14 protein-coding genes are annotated in these 17,219 nt (G+C 58.4%); 7 read left to right on the forward strand and 7 right to left on the reverse strand.

Features of this window, described 5'->3' with window-relative positions:
- Nucleotides 1-10: 10 nt before the first annotated feature.
- The 7 genes from panF to msrP form a co-directional block, all read right to left on the reverse strand.
- Nucleotides 11-1,465, reverse strand: a complete 1,455-nt coding sequence (gene panF, locus KFZ77_RS01980) for a sodium/pantothenate symporter (RefSeq protein WP_264386137.1) — start codon at nt 1,463-1,465, stop codon at nt 11-13.
- A complete protein-coding gene (locus tag KFZ77_RS01985; RefSeq protein ID WP_031519149.1) occupies nt 1,455-1,697 on the reverse strand; it encodes a YhdT family protein in 243 nt (80 codons plus the stop codon). The genes panF and KFZ77_RS01985 overlap by 11 nt, the downstream gene beginning before the upstream one ends.
- 188 nt (nt 1,698-1,885) lie before the next feature.
- Complete coding sequence (accC, locus tag KFZ77_RS01990) at nt 1,886-3,235, reverse strand: acetyl-CoA carboxylase biotin carboxylase subunit (protein WP_264385300.1); 1,350 nt, start codon at nt 3,233-3,235, stop codon at nt 1,886-1,888.
- A gap of 10 nt (nt 3,236-3,245) precedes the next feature.
- Nucleotides 3,246-3,722 (reverse strand): acetyl-CoA carboxylase biotin carboxyl carrier protein, encoded by a 477-nt coding sequence (accB, locus tag KFZ77_RS01995; protein ID WP_264385301.1) that lies wholly within the window; start codon nt 3,720-3,722, stop codon nt 3,246-3,248.
- Nucleotides 3,723-3,744: 22 nt separating this feature from the next.
- Nucleotides 3,745-4,197: a type II 3-dehydroquinate dehydratase gene (gene aroQ / locus KFZ77_RS02000; RefSeq protein ID WP_031519144.1), complete on the reverse strand. Its 453-nt coding sequence runs from the start codon at nt 4,195-4,197 to the stop codon at nt 3,745-3,747.
- A 234-nt stretch (nt 4,198-4,431) separates the two neighbouring features.
- Entirely contained in the window at nt 4,432-5,031 is a 600-nt protein-coding gene (gene msrQ / locus KFZ77_RS02005) for a protein-methionine-sulfoxide reductase heme-binding subunit MsrQ (protein ID WP_264385302.1), read from the reverse strand.
- Complete coding sequence (msrP, locus tag KFZ77_RS02010) at nt 5,032-6,039, reverse strand: protein-methionine-sulfoxide reductase catalytic subunit MsrP (RefSeq protein ID WP_031519140.1); 1,008 nt, start codon at nt 6,037-6,039, stop codon at nt 5,032-5,034.
- Nucleotides 6,040-6,344: 305 nt separating this feature from the next.
- Between msrP and csrD the strand changes: the two genes are divergently transcribed.
- The 7 genes from csrD (at nt 6,345) to yhdP (ending at nt 17,161) form a co-directional block, all read left to right on the forward strand.
- Nucleotides 6,345-8,285, forward strand: a complete 1,941-nt coding sequence (gene csrD, locus KFZ77_RS02015) for an RNase E specificity factor CsrD (RefSeq protein WP_031519138.1) — start codon at nt 6,345-6,347, stop codon at nt 8,283-8,285.
- A gap of 307 nt (nt 8,286-8,592) precedes the next feature.
- On the forward strand, nt 8,593-9,636 hold the full coding sequence (gene mreB / locus KFZ77_RS02020; protein ID WP_012883014.1) for a rod shape-determining protein MreB: 1,044 nt from the start codon (nt 8,593-8,595) through the stop codon (nt 9,634-9,636).
- A gap of 66 nt (nt 9,637-9,702) precedes the next feature.
- The gene (mreC, locus tag KFZ77_RS02025) at nt 9,703-10,752 is read left to right on the forward strand and encodes a rod shape-determining protein MreC (RefSeq protein WP_031519126.1); all 1,050 of its coding nucleotides are present in this window, start codon (nt 9,703-9,705) and stop codon (nt 10,750-10,752) included.
- On the forward strand, nt 10,752-11,240 hold the full coding sequence (mreD, locus tag KFZ77_RS02030; protein WP_031519124.1) for a rod shape-determining protein MreD: 489 nt from the start codon (nt 10,752-10,754) through the stop codon (nt 11,238-11,240). Before mreC ends, mreD begins: the two co-directional genes overlap by 1 nt.
- 9 nt (nt 11,241-11,249) lie before the next feature.
- Nucleotides 11,250-11,843: a Maf family protein gene (locus tag KFZ77_RS02035; RefSeq protein WP_031519122.1), complete on the forward strand. Its 594-nt coding sequence runs from the start codon at nt 11,250-11,252 to the stop codon at nt 11,841-11,843.
- Nucleotides 11,833-13,302: a ribonuclease G gene (rng, locus tag KFZ77_RS02040; RefSeq protein ID WP_031519121.1), complete on the forward strand. Its 1,470-nt coding sequence runs from the start codon at nt 11,833-11,835 to the stop codon at nt 13,300-13,302. Before KFZ77_RS02035 ends, rng begins: the two co-directional genes overlap by 11 nt.
- A gap of 55 nt (nt 13,303-13,357) precedes the next feature.
- On the forward strand, nt 13,358-17,161 hold the full coding sequence (gene yhdP / locus KFZ77_RS02045) for an AsmA2 domain-containing protein YhdP (RefSeq protein WP_264385303.1): 3,804 nt from the start codon (nt 13,358-13,360) through the stop codon (nt 17,159-17,161).
- Nucleotides 17,162-17,219 lie beyond the last annotated feature (58 nt).

The raw sequence follows: 17,219 nt of genomic DNA on the forward strand, positions 1-17,219 counted from the left end.
GCAAAACTCTTTATTTATCAGTTGGTGAAACGGCTACCGGCGCGGCCACCGGGCGACCAAAACGGTTGCCGATGACGAAGGCCAGCAGACTCAATAGCAGTGACGGCACGATAGGGTGGAAACCCAGCCATTGTATCTTTAGCGTAGCCAGGATGGCGTAAAGCACCCCGCCCGTTACCATTGCGCTCAGCGCCCCTGCGGCGTTGGCGCGCTCCCAGTACAGCCCGAGCACCAGCGGCCAGAGGAATACCGCTTCCAGCCCGCCAAACGCCAGCAGGTTCAGCCAGATGATCATCTCAGGCGGACGCCAGGCGGCGAGCAGTAGCAGCACGCTCAGCACCAGCGTAATCAGCGTCGACATGCGCTTCAGACGCGCTTCGTTGGCGGACTGCTCCGGGCGCAGATTCAGATAGAGATCTTTGATGATGGTCGCCGAAGATTGCAGCAGTTGGGCGTTGATCGTCGACATGATCGCAGCCATTGGCGCGGCGAGGAAGATCCCGGCGGCAAACGGCGGCAGCACGTGCATCATCAGCGTCGGGATCACAAGATCCGGCACGTTAAGGTCCGGCAGCACTGCGCGTCCCAGTGCCCCGGCAAGGTGCATGCCCAGCATCAGGATCGCCACCACGATGGTGCCGATAATCATCCCGCGATGTACCGCTTTGCTGTCTTTGTAGGAGATACAGCGCACAGCGGTGTGCGGCAGGCCAATCACGCCAAAACAGACCAGCACCCAAAATGAGGTCATAAAGGTCGGGGTGAGAATATCTTCCGCACCCTCTGGCGAAATCAGCTTCGGGTCGATTGCGGTGAGCTTATCCACGGCGCTGTGCAGGCCACCGGCGGCGTGAACCACGGCGATCAGCAGCAAAATGGTGCCGATCAGCATCACCAGCCCCTGCATGGTGTCGTTCAGCACGCTGGCGCGAAAGCCGCCGAAAGCGGTGTAGAGCGCAATGCTGATACCGAAGATCAGCAGCCCGGTTTCATAGGGGATACCCGCCGCGGTTTCCAGCAGGCGTGCGCCACCGATGAACTGGACGGTCATCGCGCCGATAAACGCCACCAGTAGGCTGAAACTTGCCAGCCATACCAGCAGGCGACTCTGGTAGCGCGCATACAGCATGTCGTTGAGCGTTACCGCATTATAACGGCGCGCCAGAATGGCGAATTTCTTGCCAAGAATGCCCAGCGACAGCCAGACGGCGGGCAACTGGATCATCGCCAGCAGCACCCAGCCAAGACCGTACTTGTACGCTGCCCCCGGTCCGCCGATAAACGAGCTGGCGCTGATATAGGTGGCGGTGAGGGTCATCGCCAGCACCACGCCGCCCATTGAGCGGCTGCCGAGGAAGTACTCATTCAGGAAGGTGCCGGTGGCGCGGTGCTTCATGGCATACATGGACAATCCGAACACGATAACCAGGTACGCCACCAGCGGCAGGATCACTTCAAGCTGCATCATCATCCTCCAGCGGGATATCGCGATAGATGAACTTCACCATCAGCCAGCACAGCACGATAAACAGCAGCGGAATGGCGAGGCAGGCGAATTCGAACCAGCGTGGCAGGCCGGTGATGCCCGGCGTGGAGTCGGGTAGCCAGCTGCCGAGTATCCAGGCAGCGACATAGAAAAGGGTGAGCCACAGCGCCCAGCGGGCCTCTTTGTGGGCCTGAACAAAACGTTTGTCCATTGTCGTCCCCATCGCCTCTGCATACGTCAGTAAGCACTTACATTACTGCCGTAGTGGAGGGCATGATTTAACAAAGCGGCGATTGTACCGCATGGCAACGGGCTGCGGCTAAAAAAAGAAAAAGGCCGGGACTGTGGTTCTGCCGCGTTACGCGGCAGGCACAATCACCGGCCTTTCGGTGCGAGAAATTACTTCTCTTGCAGACCGAGTTTCTTCTCCAGATAGTGGATGTTGGTGCCACCGTGCTGGAAGTTCTCGTCGCTCATGATACGCATCTGCAGTTCAACGTTGGTTTTGATACCGTCGATGATCAGCTCCTGCAGCGCATTTTTCATGCGGGCAATCGCCACGTCACGGGTTTCCCCGTAGCAGATGAGTTTGCCGATCATGGAATCGTAATACGGCGGCACAGTGTAGCCCGCATAAATGTGAGATTCCCAGCGCACACCAAAGCCGCCCGGCGCGTGGAAACGCGTGATTTTACCCGGGCTTGGCAGGAAGGTGTTCGGATCTTCGGCGTTAATACGGCATTCCACCGCATGGCCTTTGATGGTCACTTCTTCCTGCTTGATGGAGAGCGGCTGACCGGCAGCGATACGCAGCTGCTCTTTGATCAGGTCCACACCGGTGATCATTTCGGTAACCGGGTGCTCTACCTGAATACGGGTGTTCATCTCAATGAAGTAGAACTCGCCGTTTTCGAACAGGAACTCGAAAGTACCCGCCCCGCGGTAGCCGATATCGACACAGGCTTTGGCACAGCGCTCGCCGATGTAGCGACGCAGTTCCGGAGTGATGCCCGGTGCCGGCGCTTCTTCAACCACTTTCTGGTGACGACGCTGCATGGAGCAGTCGCGCTCAGCCAGATAGATGGCCTGGCCCTGGCCGTCAGCCAGTACCTGGATTTCGATATGACGCGGGTTCTCGAGGTACTTCTCCATGTACACCATGTCGTTGTTGAAAGCGGCTTTCGCTTCCGCACGGGTCATGTTGATGGATTGTTCGAGATCGGCATCGCTGCGCACAACGCGCATACCACGACCGCCGCCGCCGCCGGAGGCTTTGATAATCACCGGATAGCCGATGCGTTTGGCATGGGCGCGGTTCTTATCCATATCGTCGCCCAGCGGGCCGTCAGAGCCCGGTACGGTCGGTACGCCAGCTTTCTTCATTGCGGTGATCGCAGACACTTTGTCGCCCATCAGACGAATGGTGTCGGCTTTCGGACCGATGAAGATAAAGCCGGAGCGCTCAACCTGCTCGGCGAAGTTGGCGTTCTCGGAGAGGAAGCCGTAACCCGGGTGAATCGCCACCGCGCCGGTGATTTCCGCCGCAGAGATGATAGCCGGGATGTTCAGGTAGCTTTTAACAGACGGGGCCGGGCCAATACACACGGTTTCGTCTGCCAGCAGTACGTGTTTCAGGTCGCGATCCGCGCTGGAGTGCACAGCCACAGTCTCGATGCCCAGCTCTTTACAGGCACGAAGAATACGCAGTGCAATCTCGCCGCGGTTAGCGATAACAATTTTATCCAGCATGTGCGCCTCGTTATTCGATGACGACCAGCGGCTCGTCAAATTCTACCGGTTGGCCGCTTTCCAGCAGGATGGCTTTAACCACGCCCGCTTTATCAGCTTCGATCTGGTTCATCATTTTCATCGCTTCAACGATGCACAGGGTATCGCCGACATTCACTTTCTGGCCCACTTCGATGAAGGCTTTCGCGTCCGGGCTTGGGGTGCGGTAGAACGTACCAACCATCGGGGAACGTACGATATGACCACTGACTTCCGCTGCGGCAGGCGCTTCCATGGCCGGTGTTACGGCAGGCGCGATAGCGTTGGACAGCGCGGGCTGCTGCTGCTGCATCATCGGTGCGGCATACGCCTGTTGCATCACAGGGTAGCCAGCATTGGCCGGTGTGCGGCTGATACGTACAGACTCTTCGCCTTCAGAAATTTCCAGTTCAGCGATGCCTGATTCTTCAACCAGCTCGATCAGTTTTTTAATCTTACGAATATCCATGAGTGGGTTCCGTACTCTTTGTTTAGTGTGTTTGTGACAGGCGTTTTACCGCCGTCTGTAGTGCATAGGTATAACCGTCGGCGCCAAATCCGCAGATCACGCCGGCAGCAATATCTGAAAGATATGAGTGATGGCGGAACGGCTCGCGGGCATGCACGTTACTGAGATGGATCTCAATAAACGGGATGCTCACCGCCAGCAGCGCATCACGGATCGCAACGCTGGTATGTGTGAATGCGGCCGGATTAATCAGGATATAGTCCACGTTGTCTTTAGCCTGATGAATTCGGTCAATCAGCTCATGCTCAGCGTTGGATTGCAGGCTATCAAGCGTCACGTCTAACGACTGTGCTTCTGCGGTGAGACGGCTGACAATCTGGTTGAGAGTCAGGGTGCCGTACTTCTCCGGTTCACGGGTGCCGAGCATGTTAAGGTTCGGGCCGTTCAAAAGCAAAATGTGAAACTTATCCGCCATCGTGCCGCAATCTCCTGCAAATTTAAGGCAATTTACAAAATATACCCATGTTGCATGGTTGTCACCTTTTGACCGTCAAAATCGGGTCTGGTAAAAACCAAAGTCGCACATTATAACGATTTCGTAGCATTTGGCAGCTAAATACTGGTCTTATCAGGGAAGATAATCAAACCCCGGCTACGTTATCACAGCATGGAATAAGAAATTTGCGCTAAAGGCCGCAGATTCTGCGCGTTATCGGAACCATTGGCGAATCTTCTTGTAGCGCCATAGCAGCAGTATCGCCGCCAGCACGGCGTAGATCAGCGGCTGGGGCGAGAGGATTTTCACTGACCATAAGTAGTGAACCGGCGCGAGGATCGCGACCAGATAGACGAAATTGTGCAGACGTTGCCAGTTACGGCCCAGCTTGCGCTGCATCGCCTGAGTGGACGTAACGGCAAGCGCCAGCAGTATCACCCAGCTGATAATGCCGAGCAGCAGATAGGGGCGGGTAACCAGTTCCTGGCCGAGCAGCGCCAGGTTGTCGATACCGAGTTCCAGCAGCGAATAACTGGTGAGATGCAGCGTAGCCCAGGCAAAACACCATAATCCCAGCAGCCGACGGGTGCGGATGAGCAGCGGCTGTTTCCCCAGTCGCGCCAGCGGCGTGACCAGCAGGGTCGCCAGCAGCAGCTTTAGCGCCATCCTGCCGGTAAAATGCTGAATATCTTTCGCCGGATCGGCGCTGAACGCCCCGGCGTTAATCGCAAATATCAGCCAGAGAAAGGGTAAAAACGCAGCAAGATGCAGCGCTACTTTGAGCCAGGTAATCTGTTTCGCGGTCAGTCGCACTCAGAAATTCTCCCGCAGATCCAGGCCACGATAGAGCGAGGCTACCTGATCGGCATAACCGTTAAACAGCAGCGTCGGCTGGCGCTTAACGTCGAGAATACCGCCGGAGCCGATGACGCGTTCCGAGGCCTGGGACCAGCGCGGATGATCTACATGCGGATTGACGTTGGCATAAAACCCGTACTCGTTCGGCGCAGAAAGATTCCAGGTAGTCGGCGGCCGTTCGCGGGTGAGCTTGATACTGACGATAGATTTGATGCCTTTGAAACCGTATTTCCACGGCACGATAAGACGCAGCGGCGCACCGTTTTGCGGCGGCAGCGCCTTGCCGTACACGCCGACGGTCATCAGCGTCAACGGATTCATCGCTTCATCTATACGTAAGCCCTCAACGTAGGGATATTCCAGCCCGCCGCCAATAAAGCGATCCTGCTGGCCCGGCATCATCTCCGGGGCATAGAGCGTCTGAAACGCCACGTACTTCGCGTTGCTGGTGGGTTCGGCCAGCGCCAGCAGCTTATGCAGCGGGAAGCCAATCCACGGCACCACCATGGACCAGGCTTCCACACAGCGCATACGGTAGATGCGCTCTTCCAGCGGGAAGCGTCGGGTCAGGTCGTCATGATCGAGCGTCAGCGGCTTGCCAACTTCTCCTTCTATTTTGAGCGTCCAGGGATTTGTAATCAGGCTGCCCGCATTGGCGGCCGGGTCGGCTTTATCCAGCCCGAACTCATAGAAGTTGTTATAGCCAGTGACTTTGTCTTCCGGGGTGAGCGCCAGCGTGCTTTGCCATTCGGCAGGTTTCGCAAATTCCAGCGCCTTGCCGGCGGGGGCTTTGGCGCGTTCATTACCTTTGAACCAGTCAACAAGACTTGCCTGCGCCGGCGAAGATAGCGCCAGCGCACCGGCACTGATACCCAGCGCTTTCAATACCTGACGACGCTGCATAAAGAAGGCTGACTCAGCGGTAACATCCGCTTCCGTCAGAGGACGACGCGGTAATTTCATGGCGACTCCCGTAGGCTCCCGCAGGGGGAAAAGACAATAATATTCATCATGACAGGGAGTCAGTAAGCGCGCGACAACTCGGGTTAAGAAAGTGTAAAAATTTTTATAATGCGCGCGTTCGGCCTGAGGTTTTTCATAAAAACAACAAGCGCGGCGGGCATTTACTGGAAATGCTCGGTATAGCCCTGCTATGTTTGCTACTATGCATGTTTTCTCGCCAGTGTGACAACAGACGCGTTGCCACGCCCCTTTTCGCGGCCCCGCCGGGTGCCACAGACCTGTAATCTGACGGAGTTGACACAAGGATGCGCTTAACGACGAAACTCTCGGCCCTCGTTACCCTGCTAACGGTGCTGGCGATCCTCGTCACTCTCATTGGGTGTACGGTCGGCTTTTATTACACCGTGCAGGCGCGCGCAGAGCAGCGCGTCCAGACCGTCGCCATTCTGCTTGATAACCACCTGGTTACGCATCCACCGGAGCGGCTGACCGAACGCCTTGATGAACTGATGATCCCGGCCGACATCAACAGCATCACTTTTCAGCAGGGCGACAGCACACTGTTTCACTACCATCGTTCTCCCGGCCTCAACGACGAGGAGCGTGAAGATGACGCCCTTGCCACGGACGTCCCGCTGCTGAAAGTACCGGGAATGACGCTGAAGTTCAGCTGGCAGGACCCGATGGCGAGCTATTTTCAGTCACTGAAAACCTCCGCACCGCTGAGCATTGCCATGCTGGTCATCATCGCCATGCTGGTGGCTGCGCTACGCTGGCAGCGCCGGCAGTTTATCGGCCATGAGCAGCTGGAGCGCCGGGCAATGTGCATTATTCGCGGCGAGCGTGGTGCGCGGGTGCAGCGTTCCCCGGACGAACCGCCAACTCAGGCCAGCTACGCCATTGATATGCTGCTGGCGGAAATCGAAAACGCCGGTGAGCAGCGCAGCCGCATGGATACGCTGATCCGCGCCCATGCCGCACAGGACACCCGCACCGGGCTGAATAACCGCCTGTTCTTTGATAACCAGCTGGGCACGCTGCTGGAAGATCCGGAAAAGGTGGGAACCCACGGCGTGGTGATGATCATTCGCCTGCCCGACTTCGATACCCTCGCCGACACCTGGGGACGCGTGGCGGTTGAAGAGTACCTGTTCACGCTGATCAACATGCTCTCTACCTTTATTATGCGTTACCCCGGTGCGCTGCTGGCGCGCTACTTCCGCAGCGATTTTGCCGTACTGCTGCCGCACCGGACGCTGAAAGAGGCGGACGGCATCGCCAGCCAGCTGCTTAACGCCGTGGACTCTCTGCCGCCGACGCGCATGCTGGATCGCAGCGACATGATCCACATCGGTATTTGCGCCTGGCGCAGCGGGCAAACCACCGAGCAGGTGATGGAGCACGCCGGTATGGCGACCCGCAACGCGGTGCTGCAGGGCGGCAACAGCTGGGCGGTGTATGACAACATGCTGCCGGAAAAAGGGCGCGGCAACGTGCGCTGGCGCACCCTGATCGAACAGGCGCTGCAGCGCGGCGGCCCGCGTTTCTACCAGAAGCCCGCCATTAATGTAGACGGTAGCGTGCACCATCGGGAAATCATGTGCCGTATATTCGATGGCAAAGAAGAGGTGAGCTCGGCGGAATATAAACCGCTGGTGCAACAGTTTGGGCTGGCGGAGCAGTACGATACGCAGCAGGTCAGCCGTGTGCTGCCGCTGCTGGCGCTCTGGCCTGAAGAGACGCTGGCGATGCCGGTCTCGGTTGACTCGTTGATTCGCCCCACGTTCCAGCGCTGGCTGCGCGATGCGTTGCTCGAATGTGAAAAATCGCAGCGTCAGCGCATTATTTTTGAACTTGCAGAGGCTGCCGTGTGTCAACACATCAGCGAAGTTCAGCCGATTGTCCGTTTGATCAAGGCGTTGGGCGTGCGCGTGGCCGTCATTCAGGCCGGTTTAACCGTGGTTAGCACTAACTGGATTAAGGTGCTTAACGTTGAACTGATTAAGCTCGACCCGGGTCTGGTACGCAACATCGAAAAGCGCACCGAGAACCAGCTGTTTATTCAAAGCCTGGTGGAGTCCTGCAGCGGCACGCAAACTCAACTCTTTGCCACCGGAATTCGCACGCGAAGCGAGTGGCAAACCCTGGTAGAAATGGGCGTGGCAGGCGGGCAGGGCGAATATATCGCGGCGTCGCAACCCCTCGACACCGGGGTGAAAAAATATTTGCAAAGATATTCGGTTTGACCTGCCGTTTAACGTGATTTCACGTAGAATAACGCGCGCTGCAACCTGAGGGGGCAACCAGGCCTGACGGAAGGTTTATCGCAGCATAATTATGCCAGTTCGCTCATTGTCTTGTCCGACCTGTCGCAGCCCGGAAATCCTTATTTTTTCTGGTGTTATCAGGCGATATTTCAGGATGTTACAAAGGAAATGAACTGCACTATTTTTCACCGATGCAGAACGTTTTTGCGCCTTGTCGCTGCCTCGTGTGGTTGGTAAAGTAAGCGGATTTTCTCTTCCGCCCCAGCTTTCAGGATTATCCCTTAGTATGTTTAAAAAATTTCGTGGCATGTTTTCCAATGACCTGTCCATTGACCTGGGTACTGCGAATACCCTGATTTACGTAAAAGGACAAGGCATCGTTCTGAATGAGCCTTCCGTTGTGGCTATTCGTCAGGATCGCGCCGGTTCACCGAAAAGCGTTGCCGCTGTCGGCCATGAAGCAAAACAGATGCTTGGTCGTACGCCGGGTAACATCGCCGCTATCCGCCCGATGAAAGACGGCGTTATCGCTGATTTCTTCGTTACCGAAAAGATGCTGCAGCACTTCATCAAACAGGTTCACAGCAACAGCTTCATGCGCCCAAGCCCGCGCGTGCTGGTGTGTGTGCCGGTTGGCGCAACCCAGGTTGAGCGTCGCGCCATTCGCGAATCTGCCCAGGGTGCAGGCGCGCGTGAAGTGTTCCTGATTGAAGAGCCGATGGCGGCTGCAATCGGTGCTGGCCTGCCGGTCTCCGAAGCTACGGGTTCTATGGTCGTGGATATCGGTGGCGGTACTACCGAAGTGGCGGTGATCTCCCTGAACGGCGTGGTGTACTCCTCCTCCGTGCGTATCGGCGGCGACCGCTTCGACGAAGCCATTATCAATTACGTGCGTCGTAACTACGGCTCGCTGATTGGTGAAGCGACCGCAGAGCGCATCAAGCATGAAATCGGTTCTGCTTATCCGGGCGATGAAGTGCGCGAAATCGAAGTGCGTGGTCGTAACCTTGCAGAAGGCGTGCCGCGTGGCTTCAACCTGAACTCCAACGAAATTCTCGAAGCGCTGCAGGAGCCGCTGACCGGCATCGTGAGCGCGGTGATGGTTGCACTGGAACAGTGCCCGCCCGAACTGGCATCCGACATCTCCGAGCGCGGCATGGTGCTGACCGGTGGTGGTGCGCTGCTGCGTAACCTCGACCGTCTGCTGATGGAAGAGACCGGCATTCCGGTAGTAGTGGCAGAAGATCCGCTGACCTGTGTCGCACGCGGCGGCGGCAAGGCACTGGAAATGATCGACATGCACGGCGGCGATTTGTTCAGCGAAGAGTAATCTGCTGCAGAGAGGGGGAGCCATGAGGCTGCCCCTTTTTGTCTGGCCGGAGAATACGCATAGTCTATGAAGCCAATTTTTAGCCGTGGCCCGTCACTACAGATTCGCCTTTTTCTGGCGGTAGTGGTGGCGCTTGGTGTGATCATCGCCGACAGCCGCCTCGGTACGTTCAGCCAGATTCGAACGTACATGGATACCGCCGTCAGTCCTTTCTACTTTATCTCTAATGGTCCCCGTGAACTGCTGGATGGTGTCTCTCAGACCCTGGCATCACGCGATCAGCTGGAACTTGAAAACCGCGCGTTACGTCAGGAACTGCTGCTGAAAAACAGCGAGCTGTTGATGCTTGGCCAGTACAAGCAGGAAAACGCGCGCCTGCGTGAACTGCTCGGCTCGCCGCTGCGTCAGGATGAGCAGAAGATGGTGACCCAGGTTATCTCTACCGTTAACGACCCCTACAGCGATCAGGTGGTCATCGACAAAGGCAGCGTAAACGGCGTTTACGAAGGCCAGCCGGTGATCAGCGATAAAGGCGTGGTCGGCCAGGTGGTGGCGGTCGCGAAGCTCACCAGCCGGGTACTGCTGATCTGCGACGCAACCCACGCGCTGCCGATTCAGGTGCTGCGCAACGACATTCGCGTTATCGCGGCGGGCAGCGGTTGTACTGACGATCTGCAACTTGAGCATCTGCCAGCCAACACCGATATTCGTGTTGGCGACGTGCTGGTGACCTCGGGCCTCGGCGGCCGCTTCCCGGAAGGGTATCCGGTGGGCGTGGTGTCGTCAGTTAAGCTGGACACCCAGCGTGCCTATACCGTTATCCAGGCGCGTCCGACCGCCGGCCTGCAGCGTCTGCGCTATCTGCTGCTGCTGTGGGGTGCCGATCGCGAAGGGACCAATCCGATGACTCCGGAAGATGTGCACCGCGTGGCGAATGAACGCCTGATGCAGATGATGCCGCAGGTGCTGCCATCGCCGGATACTATGGGGCCACCCGCACCGGTTCCGGCCCCGGCAACCGGTATTACGCCTGCGCCTGGCACCAGCAACGGCGCGGCAACCCGCACACCGTCATCTTCACCACCGGCCAGGTCGCCGGCAGCGGGAGGGCAATAGTGGGAAGCTATCGTAGCCAGGGACGTTGGGTCATCTGGCTTTCGTTTCTTATCGCCCTGCTGCTGCAGATCATGCCGTGGCCGGACAACATCCTGGTGTTCCGGCCTGACTGGGTGCTGCTGATCCTGCTCTACTGGATCCTCGCGCTGCCGCACCGGGTAAACGTCGGTACCGGGCTGGTGATCGGCGCGATCCTCGACCTGGTCAGCGGATCGACGCTGGGCGTGCGGGCGCTGGCGCTGTCGATCATTGCTTATCTGGTGGCGCTCAAGTACCAGCTGTTCCGTAACCTCGCGCTGTGGCAACAGGCGCTGGTAGTGATGCTGCTCTCCATCGCCGCCGAGCTGATTGTGTTCTGGGCCGAGTTCCTGGTGATCAACGTGTCGTTCCGCCCGGAAGTGTTCTGGGGCAGCGTCGTCAACGGCGTGCTCTGGCCGTGGATCTTCCTGCTGATGCGTAAAATTCGTCAGCAATTTTCTGTGCAATAAAGAGGTAGCATGACCACGTTGTATCTCGCTTCCGGCTCGCCCCGTCGCGCTGAACTCCTGACCCAACTGGGCATCGCCTTTGAGCGCGTGCTGACTGACGTTGAAGAGTTACGCCAGCCGCAGGAAAGCGCAGAAGCCTACGTGCGCCGCCTGGCGCGTGACAAAGCGCGGGCTGGGGTGGCGAATGCGCCGACGGATTTGCCAGTGCTGGGCGCGGATACTATTGTCATTCTCGACGGCGAGGTGCTGGAAAAACCGCGGGATGCGCACCACGCCGGCGAGATGCTGCGTCGCCTTTCTGGAAATACACACCAGGTAATAACCGCGGTCGCGATCGCTGATGGCACCCATCTGCTTGATTGTCTTGTGGTCACCGAGGTGACTTTCAGAGTATTGTCTGAGGATGATATTACCCGCTACGTCGCCTGCGGCGAGCCGATGGATAAAGCCGGCGCTTACGGTATCCAGGGGCTGGGCGGATGCTTTGTCAGAAAAATTAACGGCAGTTATCACGCGGTAGTAGGTCTGCCGCTGGTCGAAACCTGGGAACTGCTGGCTAACGTTAACGCGCTGCGTGAAGCACGAGGTAAAAATGACGGCTGAATTATTGGTCAATGTAACCCCTTCAGAAACCCGGGTTGCTTACATTGACGGTGGTATTCTTCAGGAAATTCACATTGAGCGCGAAGCTCGCCGCGGGATCGTAGGGAATATCTACAAAGGTCGCGTCAGCCGGGTACTGCCCGGAATGCAGGCGGCATTTGTAGATATTGGCCTGGACAAAGCCGCGTTCCTGCACGCCTCCGATATCATGCCGCACACCGAATGCGTGGCGGGGGAAGAGCAGAAAAACTTCACCGTGCGCGATATCTCTGAGCTGGTGCGTCAGGGCCAGGATCTGATGGTGCAGGTGGTGAAAGATCCCCTCGGCACCAAAGGTGCACGCCTGACCACCGACATCACGCTGCCGTCGCGCTATCTGGTGTTTATGCCGGGTGCCTCCCACGTTGGCGTCTCCCAGCGTATCGAGAGCGAAGAAGAGCGCGAGCGCCTCAAGCGTATCGTCTCTGAGTATTGCGACGATCTGGGCGGGTTTATCATCCGTACCGCCGCTGAAGGCATTTGTGAAGCCGACCTGTCGTCGGACGCCGCTTACCTGAAGCGCGTCTGGACCAAGGTGATGGAGCGCAAAAAACGCAACCAGACGCGTTACCAGATGTACGGCGAACTGGCGCTGGCTCAGCGCGTGCTGCGCGATTTTGCCGGCACGTCGCTTGACCGCATCCGCGTGGACTCCCGCCTGACCTTCGAGATGCTGCAGGAGTTTACCGCAGAGTACATCCCGGATATGTCGAGCAAGCTGGAGCACTACAGCGGTCGCCAGCCGATTTTCGATCTCTTTGACGTTGAGAACGAAATCCAGCGCGCGCTGGAGCGCAAGGTTGAGCTGAAGTCCGGCGGTTACCTGATCATCGATCAAACCGAAGCGATGACCACGGTGGATATCAACACCGGCGCGTTCGTCGGCCACCGCAATCTCGATGACACCATTTTCAATACCAACATCGAAGCGACGCAGGCTATCGCCCGCCAGCTGCGCCTGCGCAACCTGGGCGGCATTATCATTATCGACTTCATCGATATGAGCAATGAGGACCACCGCCGCCGCGTGCTGCACTCGCTTGAGCAGGCGCTGAGCAAAGACCGGGTGAAGACCAGCATTAACGGCTTCTCCCAGCTTGGCCTGGTGGAGATGACCCGCAAGCGCACCCGCGAAAGCGTGGAGCACGTGCTGTGCAACGAATGCCCGACCTGCCACGGCCGCGGCACGGTAAAGACCGTGGAAACCGTCTGCTATGAGATCATGCGTGAAATCGTACGCGTGCATCACGCCTATGATTCCGACCGCTTCCTGGTCTACGCCTCACCGGCGGTGGCGGAAGCCCTGAAAAGTGAAGAGTCTCACGCGCTGGCGGAAGTGGAAATCTTCGTCGGCAAGCAGGTCAAAGTACAGATCGAACCGCTCTATAATCAGGAGCAGTTCGACGTGGTTATGATGTAGCTGGCGCGGTGCGAGGAATGAGCATACCGCTGTGGCGGCAGACAAGGAGAGATGTGTGAGGCGACTGCCGGGGATTTTACTACTCACAGGCGCTACGCTTATCGTTATCGTCGCACTGCTGGTGAGTGGTTTGCGGCTGGCATTGCCGTATCTGGATAGCTGGCGTCCCACTATTCTTACGAAAATCAGCCAGTCTTACGGGCAGCTGGTTGAAGCCAGCAAGCTTGAGGCCAGCTGGCAGAACTTTGGCCCGACGCTTGACGCCCGCGATATTCACATCGGTCTGAGCGATGGCGGCGCGGTGGATATTAAGCGCGTCACCCTGGCGCTGGATGTCTGGCAGAGCCTGCTGCATTTTCGCTGGCAGTTCCGCGATCTGACGTTCCACCAGCTGCAAATGCGTACCAACACGCCCATCGACACCAGCGGCGGCGGAAAAGGCATTGAAGCCAATCGCCTGAGCGATCTCTTCCTGCGCCAGTTCGACCATTTCGATCTGCGCGACAGCACCATCAGTTTTCTCACGCTCTCCGGCCAGCGCGCCGAGCTGACTATCCCCCAGTTGACCTGGCTTAACGGCGACGATCGTCATCGCGCTGAAGGACAGGTGAGCCTCTCCAGCCTGACCGGACAGCATGGCGTCATGCAGGTGCGTATGGATCTGCGCGACGACAGTGGCCTGCTGAGCAGCGGCACGGTCTGGATGCAGGCCGACGACGTGGATGTCAAACCCTGGCTCGGTAAGTGGATGCAGGACAACGTTCAGCTCAGTAGCGCCCGCTTCAGCCTCGCGGCCTGGATGACGCTGCGCGATGGTGATATCGCCGGCGGCGATGTCTGGCTGAAGCAGGGCGGCGCCAGCTGGCAGGGCGATAAGCAAACCCATCGCCTGGCGGTGGATAACCTCACCGCTCACGTCACGAAAGAGGGTGACGGCTGGCAGCTGGATATTCCCTCCACCCGTATCTCGCTGGATGATAAACCCTGGCCGAAAGGCGCACTCACCCTGGCCTGGTTCCCCGGCCAGCGTGTGGCGGGCAACGCGGACCAGCGCAGCGACGAGCTGCGGGTGCGCGCCAGCCATCTTGAGCTGAGCGGCCTCGACGCGCTGTTGCCGCTGGCGCAAAAAATTGCCCCCCGTCTGAACGAGGTGTGGAACATCATGCAACCCGCGGGCAGCATCGATGCGCTGGCGCTGGATATTCCGCTACAGGCCACTGATAAAACGCGCTTTAAAGCCTGGTGGAGCAATCTGCGCTGGAAACAGTGGAAGCTGTTGCCCGGTGTTGAGCACTTCTCCGGCAGCGTCGCAGGCAGTATGGAAAATGGCACCCTGACCGGCACGGTACACGACGCGGTGATGCCCTATGAAAGCGTGTTCCGCGCCCCGCTTGAGATAAGCGAGGGCAACGCCACGCTGGCATGGCAGAAAGATGCCAGCGGCTGGCGGCTGGACGGCACCGGAATTGATGTCTCGGCAAAAGCGGTACGCGCGCGCGGTGATTTCCACTACGCCCAGCCGGCCAACGGCGCGCCCTGGCTCGGCATTCTGGCGGGGATCAGCACCAACGATGCCGGCGAAGCCTGGCGCTATTTCCCGGAAAACCTGATGGGGAAACATCTGGTGGATTACCTGAGCGGCGCTATCAAGGGAGGCCAGGTCGAAAATGCCACCCTGGTGTACGGCGGTGACCCGCATCGTTTCCCGTATAAGCATAACGACGGGCAGTTTGAAGTGCTGGTGCCGCTGCGCAATGCCACCTTCGCCTTCCAGCCAGGCTGGCCAGCGCTCGATAATTTCGATATCGAGCTCGACTTTATCAACGACGGGCTATGGATGAAGACCGACGAGGTGAAACTCGGCGGCGTAACGGGGCGCAACGTTACGGCAACCATTCCTGATTATCTGGCAGAAAAATTGCTGGTGGATGCGGATATCAGCGGGCCGGGTAGCGCGGTGGGGCCTTATTTCAAACAGACGCCATTGCAGGACTCGCTCGGTGCCACGCTGGATGAGCTTCAGCTTGATGGGGATGTGAGTGCTCGCTTACATCTCGATATTCCGCTCGACGGCGAGATGACCACCGCCAGCGGTGACGTCACGCTGAAAGACAACGCGCTGTTTGTGAAACCGCTCAACAGTACCCTGAAAAACCTCAGCGGCAGCTTCCATTTCGAGAACGGTAATCTCGACAGCGGCCCGCTCAAGGCGAGCTGGTTCACGCAGCCGCTTAACGTGAGTTTCACTACTCGCGAGCAGGAGAAGGCTTTCGAGGTGGGTATCAATCTGGACGGTAACTGGCAGCCTGCCCGCACCGGCCTGCTGCCCGAGGCGGTCAGTAAGCAGATTGGCGGCAGCGTGGCATGGAAGGGCGACGTCGGCATTACGCTGCCGTATCAGGGCAGCGCGAGCTACACCGTCGGCGTCACGGCGGATATGAAGAATGTAAGTAGTCACTTACCTCCGCCAGTGGAAAAGGCCGCCGGTGAGCCACTGCCGGTGAAGGTGAACGTTGAAGGCGATCTGCGCGCCTTTACCCTGACCGGAAGCGCCGGCACTACGCACCACTTCAACAGCCGCTGGCTGCTCAACGACAAGCTGACGCTGGATCGCGCCATCTGGGCTTCGGACAGCCGCACGTTGCCGCCGCTGCCTGAAGCCCCGGGCATGGAGCTGAACCTGCCGGCGCTGGACGGCGCACAGTGGCTGGCCCTGTTCAACCAGGGGGCGGCCGATAAGGTGAGTTCTTCTACCGCCTTACCGTCGCGGGTAACGCTGCGCACCCCGGCGCTGGCGCTGGGCGGCCAGCAGTGGAACAACCTCAGCGTTGTCTCCACCCCACAAGCAGACGGCTTGAAGATTGATGCCCAGGGACGCGAGATCAACGCTACCCTGACGCAGCGTAACAACGCGCCGTGGCTGGCGAACATTCGCTATCTCTACTTTAATCCGGCCAGCGCGGGCGCGGCCAACAGCAACACTACCCCGGCTTCGCCATTCAGCTCGGGTGATGCCATCGACTTTAGCGGCTGGCCCGATCTGGCGCTGCGCTGCGCCGAGTGCTGGCTGTTCGGGCAGAAGTACGGGCGCGTCGACGGCGATTTTTCCGTTAAAGGAAACAGTCTGCATCTGGCGAACGGGCTGCTGGATACCGGTTTTGCCCGTCTCACTGCCGACGGCGAGTGGGTGAACGCGCCCGGGGCCGAACGCACATCACTTAAGGGTAAGCTGAAAGGGAAGAAGCTCGATGCCGCGACGGGCTTCTTTGGGCTGTCTACGCCGCTGCAGGGCTCGTCGTTTGATGTGGATTACGACCTGCACTGGCGGGCGAAGCCCTGGCAGCCGGACATCGCCTCGCTCAACGGCATTCTGCACACCCGACTTGGTAAAGGAGAGATCGCGGAGGCCGGAGCCGGTCACGCCGGTCAGCTGCTGCGCCTGCTGAGCTTTGACGCGCTGCTACGCAAGCTGCGCTTTGACTTCAGCGACACCTTCGGCGACGGTTTCTACTACGACTCGATCCGCAGCACCGCCTGGATTAAAGATGGCGTGATGAATACCGACGATACGCTGGTGGACGGCCTGGAAGCGGATATCGCCATGAAAGGCAGCATTAATCTGGTGCGACGCGAGCTGGATATGGAAGCGGTGGTGGCGCCGGAGATTTCCGCTACCGTCGGCGTTGCAGCTGCCTTTGCGGTGAACCCGATTGTCGGCGCGGCGGTCTTTGCTGCCAGCCGCGTGCTTGGCCCGCTGTGGAATAAAGTCTCTATTCTGCGTTATCAGATCACCGGGCCGGTTGAGAAACCGCAGATCAATGAAGTGCTGCGCCAGCCGCGCGACGCAAAAGCGCAATGATTTGACGTCGGCAATGAATTGCCGCAAGCTCGATCGATAACCTTTTTTTAACTGCCCG

Origin of the sequence: Siccibacter colletis (genome assembly GCF_025914095.1) — a bacterium.
GTDB lineage: Bacteria > Pseudomonadota > Gammaproteobacteria > Enterobacterales > Enterobacteriaceae > Siccibacter > Siccibacter colletis.

Coding starts and splice junctions, on each gene's coding strand:
- panF (WP_264386137.1), bottom strand. CDS start 1,465: ATGCAGCTTGAAGTGATCCTGCCGCTGGTGGCGTACCTGGTTATCGTG.
- KFZ77_RS01985 (WP_031519149.1), bottom strand. CDS start 1,697: ATGGACAAACGTTTTGTTCAGGCCCACAAAGAGGCCCGCTGGGCGCTG.
- accC (WP_264385300.1), bottom strand. CDS start 3,235: ATGCTGGATAAAATTGTTATCGCTAACCGCGGCGAGATTGCACTGCGT.
- accB (WP_264385301.1), bottom strand. CDS start 3,722: ATGGATATTCGTAAGATTAAAAAACTGATCGAGCTGGTTGAAGAATCA.
- aroQ (WP_031519144.1), bottom strand. CDS start 4,197: ATGGCGGATAAGTTTCACATTTTGCTTTTGAACGGCCCGAACCTTAAC.
- msrP (WP_031519140.1), bottom strand. CDS start 6,039: ATGAAATTACCGCGTCGTCCTCTGACGGAAGCGGATGTTACCGCTGAG.
- csrD (WP_031519138.1), top strand. CDS start 6,345: ATGCGCTTAACGACGAAACTCTCGGCCCTCGTTACCCTGCTAACGGTG.
- mreB (WP_012883014.1), top strand. CDS start 8,593: ATGTTTAAAAAATTTCGTGGCATGTTTTCCAATGACCTGTCCATTGAC.
- mreC (WP_031519126.1), top strand. CDS start 9,703: ATGAAGCCAATTTTTAGCCGTGGCCCGTCACTACAGATTCGCCTTTTT.
- KFZ77_RS02035 (WP_031519122.1), top strand. CDS start 11,250: ATGACCACGTTGTATCTCGCTTCCGGCTCGCCCCGTCGCGCTGAACTC.
- rng (WP_031519121.1), top strand. CDS start 11,833: ATGACGGCTGAATTATTGGTCAATGTAACCCCTTCAGAAACCCGGGTT.